This is a genomic window from Rhodococcus sp. NPDC059968, assembly GCF_042738615.1.
In the GTDB taxonomy this organism is placed as follows: domain Bacteria; phylum Actinomycetota; class Actinomycetes; order Mycobacteriales; family Mycobacteriaceae; genus Rhodococcus_F.
The window spans coordinates 24,467-39,727 of the sequence record NZ_JBHWUE010000090.1; the positions used below are offsets into that span (position 1 = coordinate 24,467).

The 15,261-nt window shown below is 67.0% G+C and carries 14 protein-coding genes; 6 read left to right on the forward strand and 8 right to left on the reverse strand.

The features are described 5' to 3' along the window. Nucleotides 1-9 precede the first annotated feature (9 nt). Genes ACFWAY_RS42120 through ACFWAY_RS42130 form a run of 3 tightly spaced genes read right to left on the reverse strand, consistent with a single transcriptional unit; the run spans nt 10 to nt 1,163 of the window. Complete coding sequence (locus ACFWAY_RS42120) at nt 10-267, reverse strand: hypothetical protein (protein WP_378514678.1); 258 nt, start codon at nt 265-267, stop codon at nt 10-12. Further along, the gene (locus ACFWAY_RS42125; RefSeq protein ID WP_378514679.1) at nt 255-395 is read right to left on the reverse strand and encodes a hypothetical protein; all 141 of its coding nucleotides are present in this window, start codon (nt 393-395) and stop codon (nt 255-257) included. Before ACFWAY_RS42125 ends, ACFWAY_RS42120 begins: the two co-directional genes overlap by 13 nt. Before the next feature lie 60 nt (nt 396-455). Continuing rightward, nucleotides 456-1,163 carry a TetR/AcrR family transcriptional regulator gene (locus ACFWAY_RS42130; protein WP_378514680.1) on the reverse strand — a complete coding sequence of 236 codons (708 nt, stop codon included), beginning with the start codon at nt 1,161-1,163 and terminating at the stop codon, nt 456-458. 278 nt (nt 1,164-1,441) lie between these two features. Between ACFWAY_RS42130 and ACFWAY_RS42135 the strand changes: the two genes are divergently transcribed. Genes ACFWAY_RS42135 through ACFWAY_RS42150 form a run of 4 tightly spaced genes read left to right on the forward strand, consistent with a single transcriptional unit; the run spans nt 1,442 to nt 6,411 of the window. Continuing rightward, nucleotides 1,442-2,929, forward strand: a complete 1,488-nt coding sequence (locus ACFWAY_RS42135; protein ID WP_378514686.1) for an amino acid permease — start codon at nt 1,442-1,444, stop codon at nt 2,927-2,929. 1 nt (nt 2,930) lies between these two features. Next, nucleotides 2,931-3,776: an urea amidolyase associated protein UAAP1 gene (locus ACFWAY_RS42140; RefSeq protein ID WP_378514681.1), complete on the forward strand. Its 846-nt coding sequence runs from the start codon at nt 2,931-2,933 to the stop codon at nt 3,774-3,776. After that, entirely contained in the window at nt 3,773-4,429 is a 657-nt protein-coding gene (locus ACFWAY_RS42145; RefSeq protein WP_378455094.1) for an urea amidolyase associated protein UAAP2, read from the forward strand. Before ACFWAY_RS42140 ends, ACFWAY_RS42145 begins: the two co-directional genes overlap by 4 nt. After that, nucleotides 4,426-6,411: a 5-oxoprolinase/urea amidolyase family protein gene (locus ACFWAY_RS42150; protein WP_378514682.1), complete on the forward strand. Its 1,986-nt coding sequence runs from the start codon at nt 4,426-4,428 to the stop codon at nt 6,409-6,411. Before ACFWAY_RS42145 ends, ACFWAY_RS42150 begins: the two co-directional genes overlap by 4 nt. Before the next feature lie 6 nt (nt 6,412-6,417). Here ACFWAY_RS42150 and ACFWAY_RS42155 read toward each other — a convergent pair whose 3' ends face one another. Genes ACFWAY_RS42155 through ACFWAY_RS42170 form a run of 4 tightly spaced genes read right to left on the reverse strand, consistent with a single transcriptional unit; the run spans nt 6,418 to nt 9,029 of the window. Further along, nucleotides 6,418-7,041 carry a dihydrofolate reductase family protein gene (locus ACFWAY_RS42155; protein WP_378514683.1) on the reverse strand — a complete coding sequence of 208 codons (624 nt, stop codon included), beginning with the start codon at nt 7,039-7,041 and terminating at the stop codon, nt 6,418-6,420. 15 nt (nt 7,042-7,056) lie between these two features. After that, a complete protein-coding gene (locus ACFWAY_RS42160) occupies nt 7,057-7,533 on the reverse strand; it encodes an SRPBCC family protein (RefSeq protein WP_378455091.1) in 477 nt (158 codons plus the stop codon). Then, entirely contained in the window at nt 7,530-7,886 is a 357-nt protein-coding gene (locus tag ACFWAY_RS42165; RefSeq protein ID WP_378455090.1) for an ArsR/SmtB family transcription factor, read from the reverse strand. The genes ACFWAY_RS42160 and ACFWAY_RS42165 overlap by 4 nt, the downstream gene beginning before the upstream one ends. Before the next feature lie 39 nt (nt 7,887-7,925). After that, on the reverse strand, nt 7,926-9,029 hold the full coding sequence (locus tag ACFWAY_RS42170) for a dihydrodipicolinate reductase (protein WP_378455089.1): 1,104 nt from the start codon (nt 9,027-9,029) through the stop codon (nt 7,926-7,928). A gap of 378 nt (nt 9,030-9,407) precedes the next feature. Here ACFWAY_RS42170 and ACFWAY_RS42175 point away from each other — a divergent pair, with 378 nt between their 5' ends. Next, on the forward strand, nt 9,408-11,000 hold the full coding sequence (locus tag ACFWAY_RS42175; RefSeq protein WP_378458789.1) for an HD domain-containing phosphohydrolase: 1,593 nt from the start codon (nt 9,408-9,410) through the stop codon (nt 10,998-11,000). 38 nt (nt 11,001-11,038) lie between these two features. Here ACFWAY_RS42175 and ACFWAY_RS42180 read toward each other — a convergent pair whose 3' ends face one another. Beyond that, complete coding sequence (locus ACFWAY_RS42180; RefSeq protein ID WP_378514684.1) at nt 11,039-12,853, reverse strand: ATP-binding cassette domain-containing protein; 1,815 nt, start codon at nt 12,851-12,853, stop codon at nt 11,039-11,041. A 103-nt stretch (nt 12,854-12,956) separates the two neighbouring features. Between ACFWAY_RS42180 and ACFWAY_RS42185 the strand changes: the two genes are divergently transcribed. Further along, the gene (locus ACFWAY_RS42185; protein ID WP_378458787.1) at nt 12,957-14,081 is read left to right on the forward strand and encodes a serine hydrolase domain-containing protein; all 1,125 of its coding nucleotides are present in this window, start codon (nt 12,957-12,959) and stop codon (nt 14,079-14,081) included. Nucleotides 14,082-15,261 lie beyond the last annotated feature (1,180 nt).

Consider the following 15,261-nt stretch of genomic DNA (forward strand, 5'->3'; position numbering starts at 1 on the left):
ATCCCTGGATCAGGTCGAGGATCGATCCGTGCTCCACAGGATCTCCGGCGGGTTCGGGGGACGTTGTGCGTGGCCTCCGATTCCGTCCCGGACAGCACCGAGCGCAGCGCCGTTGGCGCTGTCGACGGAGTCGTAGGAATCAGCGGTGGTGTGGGCCGCGATCGTGGTCTGCGGGTAGTGAGATGCGAGTTCGGCGACCGACCTGGCGTGACTTGCTTGTGCGGTAGCGAAGGACACGAGGAAATCGGCGCCGATCAGACCGAACACGGGCGCGCGAGCGCCGAGAGATTCGCGCCGAGATCGAGTGCGGCGACGCTGCTGATCTGCTTGGCGGCCTGTGCGGCGGTGGCGCAGTAATTCCTGATGCCGTCCGCGACGATTAAGACATCGCTCAAGATACCCCCCCGTGATTAAAGCGTTCGCCAGACTTTGTCTCGCGGGAACGACGTGCACGGCTAGAGGTGAAGGGGTGTTCCGCCCGCCGTCTCGGCGAGCAGTGCCCGCGACCTCGTCCGGATTTCGTCCATCGGCTTCGTCCATCCGAGGGCGCGGAGGCAGGCGTCGGCGAGGAGTCCGGCGGCGCCCTCGTTCTCGGGCCCGGGAAGCAGTCCGCGTTCGATGTCGGCGCGGGTTGCGATGGCGCTCTCAACTATTCGGAACGGCAGGTCGGTCAGGGCAGGGGAGCTGTCACCGGAATCGTCGGTGATTTCCGTGCGGGCGGCATCCGCCAGCTGCCGGTAGTGCCGGCGCAGCAGGGTTCGCTGGGCGCGGAACGGCTCGAATCGATCGGTCAGCAGTTCCGGAAGAAGATACAGCGCACCGAGATTCCATTTTGTGGCGGTAAGTTGCGTGACGTCGTAGGTGGCCAGCGCGTGCAGGCGCACCGTCGCGGGCGCGGCGGCGCCGGCGAGCTGCCCCGCGGCGGCGAGCGCGGGGGACACCGTCTCCTCGAGGAGCGCCACCAGGATCTCCTCCTTGTTGGGGAAGTGGTGGTAGAGCGATGCCTGCCGGATACCGACCATCTCGGCGATCTGCCGGGTCGAGGTGGCTGCGAAACCCTTGGTGGTGAACAACTCTCCGGCGGCGTCGAGTATCTCCTCGGGAGTGGTCTGCCCTGGTCTGCGCTGACTGGTCAGTCGGGGTCGTCCCGGCCCTGTGGTCACCGCTCCATGATGTCAGGTCACTCCCCGGATCGGCGGCCTCCACCCCTCGTGAGGGTTTCGTCATGCGCCCGAAACGTAGGCAACGATGCTGTTACGGCCGGCCGCGATCTGGATACGCAGGCGTCACCCATCGAGGCCCTTCCGCGAGAAAACTATCGAGCGACAGATATTGCCCTCGCCGAAGGAGTAAGCCCTTGAGTACACCCACAAGGACTGCGCAAGCGCTGACCACGCCGGCCGCACCTCCCCGCCCGTCCGGCGGAACCGGCGTCGACGACATGGGCGACCTCGGCGAATTCGGCTACGAGCAGCAACTTCACCGTTCCCTGGGCAAGTTCGCGTCGTTCGCCGCCGGCTTCTCGTTCGTCTCCATCCTCACCACCATCTTCCAGCTCTTCGGGCTCGGATTCGGATTCGCCGGACCCGCCTTCTTCTGGACGTGGCCGGTGGTGTTCGTCGGCCAGTTCATGGTGGCGCTCAACTTCGCCGAACTGGCCGCCCGATACCCCATCTCGGGGGCGATCTACCAATGGTCACGCCGGATGGGCGGTGAGGTGGTCGGCTGGTTCGCCGGATGGTTCATGATCCTCGCGCAGATGGTGACGGCGTCCGCCGCGGCCATCGCCCTGCAGGTCGTGCTCCCCAACGTGTGGAGCGGATTTCAGATCATCGGTGAGGACAGCACGCTGACGTCCGCGAGCGGCGCGGCCAACGCCGTGCTGCTGGGCTCCGTCCTCCTCGTGCTGACCACGTTCATCAACTGCATCGGCGTCAACTGGATGTCCCGGATCAACAACATCGGTGTGACCTGCGAGATCGTCGGGGTCATCGCGGTGATCGGCATGTTCCTCACCCACGCCCGGCGTGGACCGGAGGTCGTGTTCGACACGGGCACGGCCGGAGCGTCTCCGGGGTACGGATGGGCGTGGATCGTGTCGGGTCTGATGGCGGCGTACGTGATGGTCGGTTTCGGTTCCGCGGGCGAACTCGCCGAGGAGACGCGGAACCCGCGCCGGGTGGCGCCGCGCACGATCCGCCTCGCGCTGTCCGTGTCGGCGCTCGGTGGCGGTCTGATGATCATCGGTGCGCTGATGGCCGCGCCGAGCCTGACCGACGGGCGTCTCGCCGCCGAGGGCCTGCCGTACGTGCTCTCGTCGATCCTCAGCTCGCCCTGGGGCACGCTCCTCCTCGTCGACGTCGCGATCGCCGTGTTCGTCTGCACGCTGGCCATTCAGACGGCGGCGTCCAGGCTGGTGTTCTCGATGGCCCGCGACGGACGGCTTCCGGCCTCGCAGATTCTGTCGACGGTGAATACCCGCACCGGAACACCCATCGCGCCGTCCGTCCTGATCGGCCTGGTCTGCATCGGCATCCTCGCCGTCAACGTCGGGAACTCCGCGATCTTCGCGACCCTCTCGAGCGTCTGCATCATCCTGATCTACCTCGCCTACCTGATGGTCACGGTGCCGCTCCTGCTGCGCAGGCTGAAGGGCTGGCCGCACGGGGGACCGCAGGTCGACGCGGACGGACGGAAGCTGTTCTCGCTCGGCCGGTTCGGACTGCCCGTCAACATCCTGGCGGTCGGCTACGGCGCGCTGATGGTCGTCAACCTGTCCTGGCCGCGCGCCGAGATCTTCGACCCCAGCGGGGACTACCCCCTCCTGCGGTGGGCAGCCCCCGTCACCGTCGCCGCCGTGGTCGCGCTCGGAATCGCGTGCTTCCCGCGCGGCCGCACGACCCCCAACCCCGTCACGATCGGAGCCTGACATGACCTCAGTGGACACCTCGACCACCAGCGCCGCGAAGGAACACGCGCGTGCCCAGTCGGGAGTGGTCACCGACTCGATGCCGGTGGTCCCGGCGTCGTCCTGGCCCACTCCACCGTCCGACGTCGATCCGGCACAGCTCACGTGGGCGGAGACGGTGCCCGGTGGCCGGTACACCACCAAGGTGCTGGGCCGTGGCACACGACTGCGACTGCGTGACCTCGACGGCCGGGCGTGCGCCCACCTGCTGCTGTCCCGGGCGGACGCGCCGTGGGAGCGGCTCAACGTCGCCGACACCGTGAAGGTGCCGTGGCAGGCGTACCTGGGGGCGGGACATCCGCTGCTCTCCGATCAGGGGCGCGTGCTCGCGACGGTCGTGTCCGACGGGTCCGGGCGGCACGACGCCCTCTGCGGCACCACGTCGCTCGCCTCGAACACCGCGAAATACGGTGACGGCAGCCTGCATTCGGCATCCCCGGCCGGCCGTGAACTCTTCACCGTGGCGGCGGCGAAGCATGGACTCGAGCGGCGCGACCTCCCGCCGTCGCTGTCGTTCTTCCACGGGGTGCGGGTGGGGGAGGACGGGTCGCTGAGCAGCATCGGATCCGCCGGAACGGACACCGCGGTCGACCTCGTGATCCACCTCCCGGTGATCGTCCTGATCGCCAACACGGCGCACCCCCTCGATCCGTCGCCGACGTACGACACGACCGCGCTCGAAGTGCTCGCCTGGACCGGCGCCGACGTGGCCGAGCCCGTCGACGCCGACCCGGAGTACCGACGCGCCTTTCTCAACACCGAAGACGTCTGGGCTGCAGCGCAGTGCCAGGGACGGGAGCAGGCATGACCACCACCATCGAGACCGCACCGCTGGTACCGGGAACGGTGATCCTCGACGAGGAAGTCGGTGCCCGCGGACCCTGGTCTGCCGTCGTCGTGGCCGGTGACGTCCTGACCATCGTCGATCTGTGCGGCAATCAGGCGGTGGACACCCTGATCTACGCGGCCGACGATCACCGGCACCGCTACTCGGCCGCCGCGACGGTGTCGGCGCAGCGAAATCTGTTCCTGACCGAGGGAAGTGTCCTCCGCACCGACGATCACGACGCGCTGATGACGCTCGTCGCCGACGAGGTCGGCTCCCACGACACGGTGGGCGGGGCTTGCTCGCAGGAGTCGAACACCCTGCGGTACGGCCACCACACCAAGCACCAGCACGCCTGCGTCGAGAACTTCCTCGCGGAAGGGGCCCGGTGGGGGATCGGCAAGCGGGATCTGGTGTCGAACATCAACTTCTTCATGAACGTTCCCGTCGACGCCGACGGCACGCTCGGAATCGTCGACGGCCTGTCCGCCCCCGGCCGCCGCCTGGCACTCCGCGCGGAGCGCGACGTTCTGGTACTGGTGTCCAATTGCCCGCAGATCAACAACCCCTGCAACGGTTTCGAGCCCACCCCGGTGCGGATGATCGTGACCCGGCCGACGGGAGCGCAGGCATGAGCGCCAAGATCACCGTGCACCGGCCCGGCATGCTCACGACGGTGCAGGACTTCCCGGGACGAACCGGTTACTGGCACGTCGGTGTGCCGCCGTCGGGGCCGATGGACGACCTGTCGTTCCGGCTCGGCAACACCGCACTCGGCAACGACGAGGGCGCCGCCGGAATCGAATGCGCCATGTCCGGTCCCGCACTGCAGTTCGACGAGGACACGGTGGTGTGTGTGACGGGCGCCCCCGCGCCGGTCACCGTCGACGGAGTGCTGCAGGCGCAGTGGCGTCCGGTGCGGGTTCCGGCAGGCACAGTCCTGGACATCGGCGCGGTGGCAGGACCAGGTCTGCGCATCTACGTACTCGTCCAGGGCGGGCTCGACGTCGACGACTTCCTCGGCAGCGCCTCGACGTTCACGCTCGGCAAGTTCGGCGGACATCAGGGCCGCACGCTGCGGCAGGGAGATGTTCTCGCGGTCGGCGAGCACACCGGCGCCCGCGTGGCCGCCGTTCCCGCCGAATATGTTCCGGCTTTGAGCAGTCGCTGGGAGATCGCGGTCACCGAGGGCCCGCACGGCGCACCCGAGTTCTTCACCCGCGCCGACATCGACACGCTGTACCGGACCGACTACGAGGTGCATTTCAACTCGGACCGCACCGGGGTGCGGTTGATCGGACCCAAGCCCGACTGGGCGCGCACTGACGGCGGCGAGGCGGGACTGCATCCGTCCAACATCCACGACAACGCGTATTCGGTCGGCGCCCTGGACTTCACGGGGGACACCCCGATCCTCCTGGGCCCGGACGGTCCGAGCCTCGGTGGGTTCGTGTGCCCTGTCACGGTCGTCGCGGCGGAACGCTGGAAGCTCGGACAACTGGCGCCCGGCGATGCGGTGCGCTTCGTGCCGATCAGGGCCGACCGGGCCGCGTCCGTGCGGGCGCTGGGGCCCGCTCGGCGGGCGGCGCACTCGACGGTCTTCTCCACCACCGGTGACCGAGACGACGGCGTGATCGCCCGGCGCGACGGCGAGACCGCCGTGACGTACCGGCGGTCCGGCGACGACAACGTCCTGGTCGAGTACGGCGACATGACCCTCGACCTCGCACTGCGGGCCCGCGCCCACGCGTTGCACCAGCGTCTCGAGGTCGAGAAACCGGCCGGGCTCCTCGACCTGACACCGGGCATCCGCTCGCTGCAGGTCCGGGTCGACCCCGACGTGCTGCCGATCCCGAAGCTCATGGGGCTGCTCGGCGAGGCGGAGGACGCGCTGCCCGCGGCGAACGAACTCGTGGTGCCGAGCCGGTCGGTGCGGATGCCGCTGTCGTGGGACGACCCCTCGACGCGTGAGGCGATCCAGCGCTACATGCACGGTGTCCGTTCCGATGCACCGTGGTGCCCGTGGAACATCGAGTTCATCCGCCGCATGAACGGGCTCGGCAGCGTCGACGACGTCTTCGACACCGTATTCGGAGCGGAGTACATGGTGCTCGGGCTCGGCGACGTCTACCTCGGCGCGCCCGTCGCGACACCACTGGACCCGCGGCATCGCCTGGTCACCACGAAGTACAACCCGGCCCGCACGTGGACGCCGGAGAACGCGGTCGGTATCGGCGGGGCGTACCTGTGCATCTACGGAATGGAGGGTCCGGGGGGCTACCAGTTCGTCGGCCGAACCACCCAGGTGTGGAACCATCGGCATCCCGAGAAGTCGGGACCGTTCGAGGACGGCACCCCCTGGCTGTTGCGCTTCTTCGACCGGATCTCCTGGTACCCCGTCGAACCGGACGAGCTGATGGACCTGCGATCCGACGTCGCAGCCGGTCACGGCGGCGGTATCGAGATCAGCGAGGGCACGTTCTCGCTCGCCGAGCACCAGCAGTTCCTCACGGCCGACGCCGAATCGATCGGCGACTTCCGAGCCGAGCAGGCCGTCGCGTTCGCCGCCGAGCGGCAACGATGGTCCGCGGCAGGGGAGTTCGCGACGGTGGGCTGATCCGCGCTACGCGAGCAGGTCGGTGAAACTCTCCGGCCGGGGTGCGTCCGCGCGTTCCCGGGGCACGTAATGCACTTCGACCACCCCGTTGCCGTACGACTCGGTGCCCACTAGTTCGAGGCCACGCTGGTCGGATATCTCCGAGAACCAGGTGGCGCCGGGGGACACGACCGGATAGACGAAGAAGTAGAATTCGTCCACCAGCCCCAGTGCGACGACCGATCGCGCGAAGGAGGATCCGCCGGACAGGTGAATGTCTTTGCCCGGCTGTCTCTTCAGATCCACCAGGTATCGCGCCAGCTCGTCGTCCGTGGCCACGACCACCTGTTCGGTGTTGGCCCATTCGGTCAGCGGGTGGTCGCCGGAGCGCGAGAACACCAGCTTCCGGTAGGTGTTCATCCGTTCGGCCATGACCTGATTGGTTTCGGTCCCCGCGTGTTCGGATAACGCGCGGGGCCAGTACGCGGCCATCTCCTCGTAGGTGGTGCGGCCGACCAGCACCGTGTCGTAGGTCGAATAGATTCGATCGATCTCGCGGTACTGGTCGTCGACGACGTCGTGGACCCACGCTGCGGGGTCGTCGAGGCGACCGTTGAGTGTGGTCATCATCTGCAGGACGATCATGCGCATGCCGGCCTCCTCCGATTACGCCTGTCGCTCGGCGAGTTCGGCGAGCTGCTCGGTGACGGTGCCCCAGCCGTCGTAGAAGCCCATTTCTTCGTGGGTGTCGCGGTCGGCGCGGTTCTTGTGCATCACGTGGGCGAAGTACTCCGTGCCCGTCGGATGGTCGTTCAACGTGATGATCGCGGTCATGAACGGTTGTTCGGCGGGTCGCCAGCCACCGACCAGAGAGTTGGTGAACACAATTCGTTCGAGTTCGTCGACGGCGAGGAAGCAGCCACTGATGTGTGGCACGAATTCGCCGCCGCCCTCGCTGATCTGGGTCGTGAACGCGCCGCCCGGGCGTAGTTCCATGTCGACGACCCGGCACCGGGACGGCGCGGGGACCCACCATTGCTCGAAGCTGGCGGGGTCGGTCCAGGCGCGCCATACGACCTGCCGGGGCGCCCGGATGATGCGCGAAATCGTGAGGTCGAGATCGGGTCTCGCAGTGTCGGTCATTGCGGTGTGTCCTTTGCGTGTGTCGTGACCGTGTGTTCGGTGACGAATTGTTCGAGTCTGTCGGTGCGGCTCTCCCACAGTTCCTGTTGCTCCGCGAGCCACGTTTCGACAGCCGTGAACGGCTCCTTCTCGATCGCGCACGTCCGTACGCGACCCTCCTTGTGTGTCCGGATCCATCCGGAGTCCTCGAGGAAGTGGATGTGCTTCATGAAGGAGGGCAGGGCCATGTCGAACGGTTTCGCCAGTTCGCTGACTGTTGCCGGGCCCCGGCTCAGACGGTCCAGCACGGCCCGCCGGGTGGGGTCGGCGAGCGCTTGGAAGATGCCGTTCAGCTGCTCCGGATACTGAGCCATAAGGCAAAGTATTCACCGCGGCAATGGTTAGCGCAAGGGCTAACTGATGTGAGTGGGTGAGCCGAGCCTGCCGTGACCGGGGGTGAGGGGAACGTCCAGTGCGTCGTAGAGGCCGGGGGCGGCCGTCCGCAGCCACGGGATCGCGTTGACCAGGCGCCCCACCGCAGTGGCATTGCCGCCGGCCGCTCGGTTGCCGCCCTCGTCGGTGGCCTCCACGTTCACCTCGATGCGCGGCCGGCCCTCGATGATCACCTTGTGCGCGCCGTCCCCGCCGTCCGGCGGCGCGGGCCAGTCCGGCGCGCACGACGGGTGGATCCGGGTGACGTGCTCGATGACGATCAGAGGCTCGCCGCCCACGATGCCCTGGACTTCGAAACGCAGCGCCCCCTGGGTACCGGCCTCGAACTCGCCCATGAGGTCGGTGGTGATCGTCTCGTCCAGTGGCCGGCGCAGCAGCGTCTCCCGGATCTCGTCGAGCCCCACACCGAGGGCCCGGGCGATGAGCCGAACTTGGCCGCCCCACACCATCGTCGGCACCGTCGCCGCGACCATCGGCGGTTCGTAGTCCATCGGCTGGCCCATGCCGACGAGGTAGCGCACGGAATCGTGCTGGTCGTACGTGGTGTAGTCGAAGATCTCCTGGCAACGGATCTGATCGATCGTGCCGGCCAGGCCCGTCATCAGGATCGGCAGGATGTCGTTGCCCCATCCTGGATCGACGCCCGACACGAACAGGGCGCCGCCGCCGGACTTCGCGGCCGCCTCGATCGGGTCGCGCAACTCGGCAGGCGCGTTGCGCTGGTCGTAGAGCGCATAGATCGACGGGGTCACGACGACGGCCCCGGCGGAGAGTGCGCGGGTGATGTCCGCCGCCGCATCGTCCGGGCGAATGTCGCCCGACGCGGCGTAGACGACAGCGCCGGGGGCGGTCGCGAGCACGGCGTCGGTGTCGTCGGTTGCTGCCACCCCCAGCGAGCGGCCCAGGCGGGCGAGGTCGCCGGCATCGCGTCCGACCTTCTCCGGGTTGGCGACGATCACCGCCGTCAGCTCGAGTCCGGGGTGTGCATCGACTGCGCGGATCGCGGCCCGCCCCACATTCCCGGTGCCCCACACCACGGTCCGGATCATCCCCTGGTCAGCCATGGAATCGGACCCTACCCAGTTTGCGAGGTCGACGTTCCTGAATTGGGCAATGCCGGGGCCCGCCCGTGCGACGGTGTCGCACGGGCGGGCCATCTCCCGACACGCACCGGTCGACGGTGCGTCCTTGGAGTGCAGCACCGATCCCTCATAAGGGGGCGCATGTTGCCTGTCTGCGCGGGGTGTGCTGCCTGCGTGACTGCGAGTGAAGTTGTGGGTCGGAAGCTGTGTCCGGCGGCCTCCTTGCTGTGGTTCGGCGTATCTGGTTGGTCACAATTGTGTGTTGACCTGCGAACTTTCGCATGGGTCGTTTGGCGTATGTGGGTACCTGTCTCTCGGGTTGCTTCCAGATCGGGTCGTGTTCAGGTGGACAATGGGAAGATGCACCCGCACGGGACGCTGCCCGGCTCGGGAAAAGGCCTGAGCAGGGCCGAACTGCTGGCCGCGGTCTCTTTGGCGATCGACCTCGGTCTGGGTCAACCGATGGAACACATGCTTCGGTCGTCCCTGATCGCGACGCGGATCGCCGAGCGGATGGGACTCGACCCGCAACAGCGAGCGACCGTGTACTACGCCAATCTGGTCGGGTGGATCGGTTGTCACGCCGACTCCCACGAACTCTCGGCGCTCTTCGGCGACGACATTGCCTTCCGCGCCGACACCTACGCGGTGGACATGAGCGGCCTGCCGTTTCTGCGGCTGATGACGAGTCACGTGGGACGCGGATTGCCGGGTTGGGAGCGCGGCATCCGTGCGGCTGTCTTCCTGGTCGCGGCTCGCGGCCAGGTCGCCACACTGATCCATTCGCACTGCAGTTCCGCCGGGGTTCTTTCCGATCGGATGGGCTTGGACGGGCAGGTCGGAAAGGCGCTGGCCTACGTCTTCGAGCGCTGGGACGGCCGGGGGTTGCCCAACGGTTCTCGCGGAGAGGGTATCCCGGTCGAGATCCACATCGCTCACGTGGCCGACGTCGTCGAGGTGCACCTGCGGACGGGTGGGCTCGAGCACGCGAAAGGCGTTCTCCGTTCCCGTCGCGGCAGTCAATTCAGCCCGGCCGTGGCGGACGTGTTCGAACGTGACGCGGCGGCGATCGTGGACGGGTTGCTCGAAATGGACGTCTGGATCGCGGCCTTGGCCCAGGCACCGGATCGTGACCGAACCCTGAAGGCCGACGAGAGCGACGAGTTACTCGGGGCCATGGCCGATTTCGTCGATCTCAAATCCCCGTTCACCCTCGGGCATTCGCGTGGCGTCGCGAATCTGGTGGCCGGGGCAGCCCGACACGTGGGCATGTCGCCGACGGACATCACGCATCTCTACCGTGCCGGCCTCGTGCACAGCCTCGGCAAAATGGGAGTGTCCAACCAGATCTGGGAGAAGAAGGGGCCACTCACCACGGCTGAATGGGAACGGGTGCGGATGTATCCGGATCTGACCGGCCGGATACTGAGCCGAGTCAACGGCTTGGAGTCGGTGGTGTCCGTCGCGATGAAGCACCGGGAACGGATCGACGGGTCCGGCTTTCCCCGGGGGATCGCCGGCGCGGAGTTGACCGCGCAGGACAGGCTGCTTGCCGCGGCGGAGGCTTATCAGGGACTGCTCGAGCCGCGGCCACACCGGCCGGCGCTCGATGCTCGCGGCGCTGCCGATCGGTTGCGAGAGGAGGCGCGTGCCGGACGCCTCGACGCCGAGTCGGTGGCGGCCGTGCTGGCGGCGGCCGGGCAGCGGCTGTCGCGGCGGACGCCCTGGCCGGCCGGGCTGACCGACCGCGAGGTCGAGATCCTGCGACTCGTCGCGCAGGGCCGGTCGAACCGAGAGATCGCCGCCGAACTGTTCATCGCCGAGAAAACGGCACGCAACCACGTCGAACGTGTCTACGCCAAGCTCGGTGTAAACAACCGCACACAGGCCAGTCTCGCCGCGATCGACCGGGGTCTGGTGGGCTTCCCGGTCAATGCGGTCGTGGGGAAGTGAAGCATCCCCCATCTGGCGGGACCGGCTGTGCGGGGCCTTCATCGCCGGGATGCGCCGGGCCGGGACCGCCGGTCCAGTACCCACACAGTGGCCAGCGTGAGAACGACGGCAAACGCGGCGAGCGCGATGAGACTGGCGCCGGTGCCTCCGTGGAAGGTGTCGCCGTAGGCGGACATGGCCGGCAGCGTGGCGCTGTACCGGTCGAGATCCAGGTCGCGACCCAATGCTTCGAATGCGTGGCGGTTGGATAGGCCGAGGCTCATCAGGCGTCCCGGGACAGCCATCTCGTCGACGGGGACGATGGCGCCACCGAACAGAACCTGAGGGAAGCAGAGCATCGGCAGGGCGAGGGCGGCCTGCGCGGCGTTGGAGACCGCGGCCGAGGCGAGCAGACCGAGGGCCAGTGCCGAGGTCGCCTCGATCACAATCGTCACGAACAGGAAGGCGGACACGTCCCATCCGACGGCGGGGAGCCGACCGAGCGCCCGCAGCACACCGAGCAGCAGCGCGCTCACTCCAGCCAGCACCGGAAGCAGGGCTGTCACCTTCGATGCCACGTAGGCGCCCACACTGAGCCCGGCCAGGCGCTCCTGCCGGAAGACGGCCATCTCCCCGACGATCTGGAGCAGGCCGTACGTAAGGCCGAAGAAGAAGCCTGCGAATGCGATCCAGAACACGATCTGGGCCGGGCCCAGATCGGCTGCGCTACGCGGGTCGAACGCGCCGCGCTGGAACAGCGTCGCCATCATCGCCGTCACCAGAACCGGTGAGCCGAGCAGGACCGCCAGGGTCAGCCGGTTGCGAAGGAGAACATCGACATTGCGTCGTGTGAGTAGCCACCATTGCCGCACCATGCCCGTGCGTTTGACGTCTGAACGGGTGGCCGGGACGGGCGGTAGAGCCGAGCCGGGCCGGGTGTCCGACGTCCCACCGCTGTCCGCGAATCGCTCCGCCCAGATCTCGGGGGTGTGCTCGCGAGCCAGCCGGTCGTACACCTCGGCGAGATCCTCCACACCGAAGTAGTGCCGAGCCTCGGTGGGGCTGCCGGTGAAGGCCAGGTGGCCGTCGCGAGCCAGAAACACTACCCGGTCACACCGGTCGATGCCGGCGGGCTCATGCGTCGTGAGGACGACTGTGACCCCGCGCCGGCTGAGTCGGCGCAGCAGGCGCATCACGTCCGCTGCGGTCGACGGGTCGAGCCCGGAGGTGGGTTCGTCGAGGAAGAAGAGGTCTGGCCGGGTCAGGAGCTCCACGGCGATACTGGCCCGCTTGCGCTGGCCACCGGACAGCGCACGGACCGGCACCTCGGCCCGATCAGCCAGGTCGAGGTCCTGCATGGTCTCCTCGACTACCCGGTCCGCTTCGGCCGCCGATGTGCCCGCGGGCAGCCGGAGCCGCGCTGCGTAACGCAGCGTGCGGCGCAGAGGCATCTCGAGGTGGATGATGTCGTCCTGGGGCACGTAGCCGATACGGGAATCGGCGCTGACTCGGGCACCGCGAACGACGCCGTCGTGCCGAACCTCGCCGGAAGACGGTGGTTGCAGTCCCGCGAGGATTTCCAGCAATGTGCTCTTTCCTGCTCCACTGCCGCCGGCAATGGCGACCAGTTCGCCTGGTTCGACCGACAGTGACAGCTCCTGGAGGATCTGCCGCGCCCCGACGTGGCGGCTCACGTTGAGTACATCGACCCGCCCGCCGCCCGCCGCTTCGGGTGCGTGATCCGAAAGGCGCGTGCCGAGCCGATCGACGGTCGGTGGTTCGAATGTCAGTTCGTTCATGATTGGTGATCTCCTTGGTTCCTGAACTCGCTTTGTCATGCTCTGATCATCGATCGGCCGGTTCGGTGGTCGCATGAGGCGTTTGCCTCAAATCGGGCACCCGAAAACCGCTCCAAGGCGGAGCCGATGAGGCAAGCTTCGGGCAGATCGATGTTGCAGGCATGGATTGGGGAGAGAGGTGGCACAGACATTCTCGGGACGGCGAATCGTCGCAGTCTTGGCGATCTCGATGACGGGACTGGTGGGATGCGGTGAGTCGGCAGTACAACCAGCCGTGCCCGATGCACAGCTCACCGAAACGATTCCGAGGGCGATGGAGCACGCCTCGATTCCCGGGGCCATCGTCGGTGTCTGGCAGGACGGCGCCGCGCCCTACGTCCAGGCGTTCGGGGTACGCGACACGGCCACCGGCGAACCCATGGCGCCCGACCTGTTCACACGCATCGGCAGCGTCACCAAGACCTTCACCACCACCGCCGTGCTGCAACTGGTCGATCAGGGAAAGGTCGGCCTCGACGATCCGATCGACAGGTATGTGCCCGACGTTCCCAACGGAGACACGATCACCATCCGCCAGTTGGCGGCCATGCGCAGTGGGCTTCCCGATTATTCGGACGTGGTGATCCCGGCGCTCCCGAGTCAGCCGCAGCGCCAATGGACGCCCCAGGAACTGCTCGAGATAAGTTTCAGCCGTCCGCCGCTGTTCGCGCCGGGCACCGGGTTCGACTACTGCAACACCAATACCGCGCTCCTGGGCCTCGTGGTCGAGAAGGTTTCCGGCAAGCCGCTGAACGCCTACATCGACGAGTACATCGTGCGACCCGAGAATCTCGGCCACACCTCGGTCCCGACCGATGCGGCCTTTCCGTCACCGCACGCGCAGGGATACACGAAAACACTCGACGGCGAGACGGTGGACGCGACCGACTGGAACCCGTCGTGGGGGTTCGGCGCGGGAAACATGATTTCGACGCTCGACGATCTGCGTGTGTGGGCGCGCGACTTGGCCACAGGAACGTTGCTCTCGCCGGCCACTCAGCGCGAACGGGAGCAGTTTCAGCTGGCACCGTCGGAAGGTGCGGGTTCGCTGTACGGACTAGGGGTCGAGTACCAGAACGGCTGGATCGGCCACAACGGAAACATCGCGGGCTACCAGACCTACGCCTATTACCTTCCTCCCGAGGGTAAGACGGTTGTGATGCTGGTCAATTCGAACGTCGACGCGCTGGGCGTGTGGAACTTCTTCGCTGAGATCGTGAAGATCATCAGCCCCGACCATCCCTGGCCGGCGCCTCCGTCGTAGAGGTCGGATGAAAAGGCTTGCGGGGGTAGGGCTCTCCAACAGGTGGCGGCAAGTGTTGCGACGATGAGGGCCTCAACCGGCTGACGTCAGCAATCCGACGATTGCAATCGCAAGTGCCGAGGCGGCACCACAGATTGTCCAGGCCTGCACAGCGGTCCGGCGCCAGTGGGGATGGCGGATCCGGGCGGTCGGCGCGGGGGCCACGCGTGGTCCACCGACACGTGACGGTTCGCGGACGTGTTCGTGACGGTGCGACATCGCATCCGCGGCGATCGCTGCGCTGAGAGAGGCGATCACGACGATCAACGTGACGGCTATGACCACAACGGTCCAGGGCATATTCGTACCGAGCCTTTACGATTCCTGGGATGTCGACGGGACGCGGTCGACGTCGACCTGTTGTCGGTCGACGTCAGCCGTTGACATCGAACGGAACGCCGCCGCGCGGGCGGCGTTGGTCTTCATCGAGTCTCTTGTGTTCGCTGGGCGGCTACTGGTGGGGGCGTGCGTCATGGAGAAGGTCGGAGCATCACAGCTGCCGCGACAAGGCCGGCGAATGTCGCGGCGACGATCGCGGCGGTGGCGCACAGTGAGTTGGTGACCATCCAGGCGGGCATGGCTACGGATAGTGAGGCAACGGCACCGATGACTGGCTGTGTGAGGTGTTCTGTACCGCCGGGTATCCGCTGCTTCATGGGTAGCGAGGGATGCATTCCATGCTCCTTTCGCAAGGGGATAGATGCAGGCGGTGACCATATCGGGTCCGATGGACTGGGGCCGCCTGTGAGGTTTGTCTGTCTCCTCCGGTAACGATTAAGAGTGATTTGGATCACAATTTAGTTGCAGGCCTTGTTTGTACCGCATTCCTGTCGCGAGCGCCACTGGGCAACCGTCCATGTTCGGAAGACCTCGAACCTGTGCGGTGTGACTCGCGGTAACCGACATCGGCCGCGAGCGTCGGATCGACTCACAGCGGCGTGCGCCGGGTGGCAGGTGGGCGTCGAGGCCGCTATGGCGATCGAGACGACAACCGACTCGGATGAGCGCTCGGCGAAAGGCTCGGACATCGACAACGGGACTTTAGACCCAATACCGTTTACTTAGAATCACACGGCTGTTATTCTCGAGCCCGTGCCACGTGTGGGATGGGTGAAGCCGAGCAGTGATCAGCGGTTGTCTG

Coding starts and splice junctions, on each gene's coding strand:
- ACFWAY_RS42145 (WP_378455094.1), top strand. CDS start 3,773: ATGACCACCACCATCGAGACCGCACCGCTGGTACCGGGAACGGTGATC.
- ACFWAY_RS42180 (WP_378514684.1), bottom strand. CDS start 12,853: ATGCGACCACCGAACCGGCCGATCGATGATCAGAGCATGACAAAGCGA.
- ACFWAY_RS42155 (WP_378514683.1), bottom strand. CDS start 7,041: ATGCGCATGATCGTCCTGCAGATGATGACCACACTCAACGGTCGCCTC.
- ACFWAY_RS42150 (WP_378514682.1), top strand. CDS start 4,426: ATGAGCGCCAAGATCACCGTGCACCGGCCCGGCATGCTCACGACGGTG.
- ACFWAY_RS42160 (WP_378455091.1), bottom strand. CDS start 7,533: ATGACCGACACTGCGAGACCCGATCTCGACCTCACGATTTCGCGCATC.
- ACFWAY_RS42135 (WP_378514686.1), top strand. CDS start 1,442: ATGGGCGACCTCGGCGAATTCGGCTACGAGCAGCAACTTCACCGTTCC.
- ACFWAY_RS42165 (WP_378455090.1), bottom strand. CDS start 7,886: ATGGCTCAGTATCCGGAGCAGCTGAACGGCATCTTCCAAGCGCTCGCC.
- ACFWAY_RS42170 (WP_378455089.1), bottom strand. CDS start 9,029: ATGGCTGACCAGGGGATGATCCGGACCGTGGTGTGGGGCACCGGGAAT.
- ACFWAY_RS42175 (WP_378458789.1), top strand. CDS start 9,408: ATGCACCCGCACGGGACGCTGCCCGGCTCGGGAAAAGGCCTGAGCAGG.
- ACFWAY_RS42140 (WP_378514681.1), top strand. CDS start 2,931: ATGACCTCAGTGGACACCTCGACCACCAGCGCCGCGAAGGAACACGCG.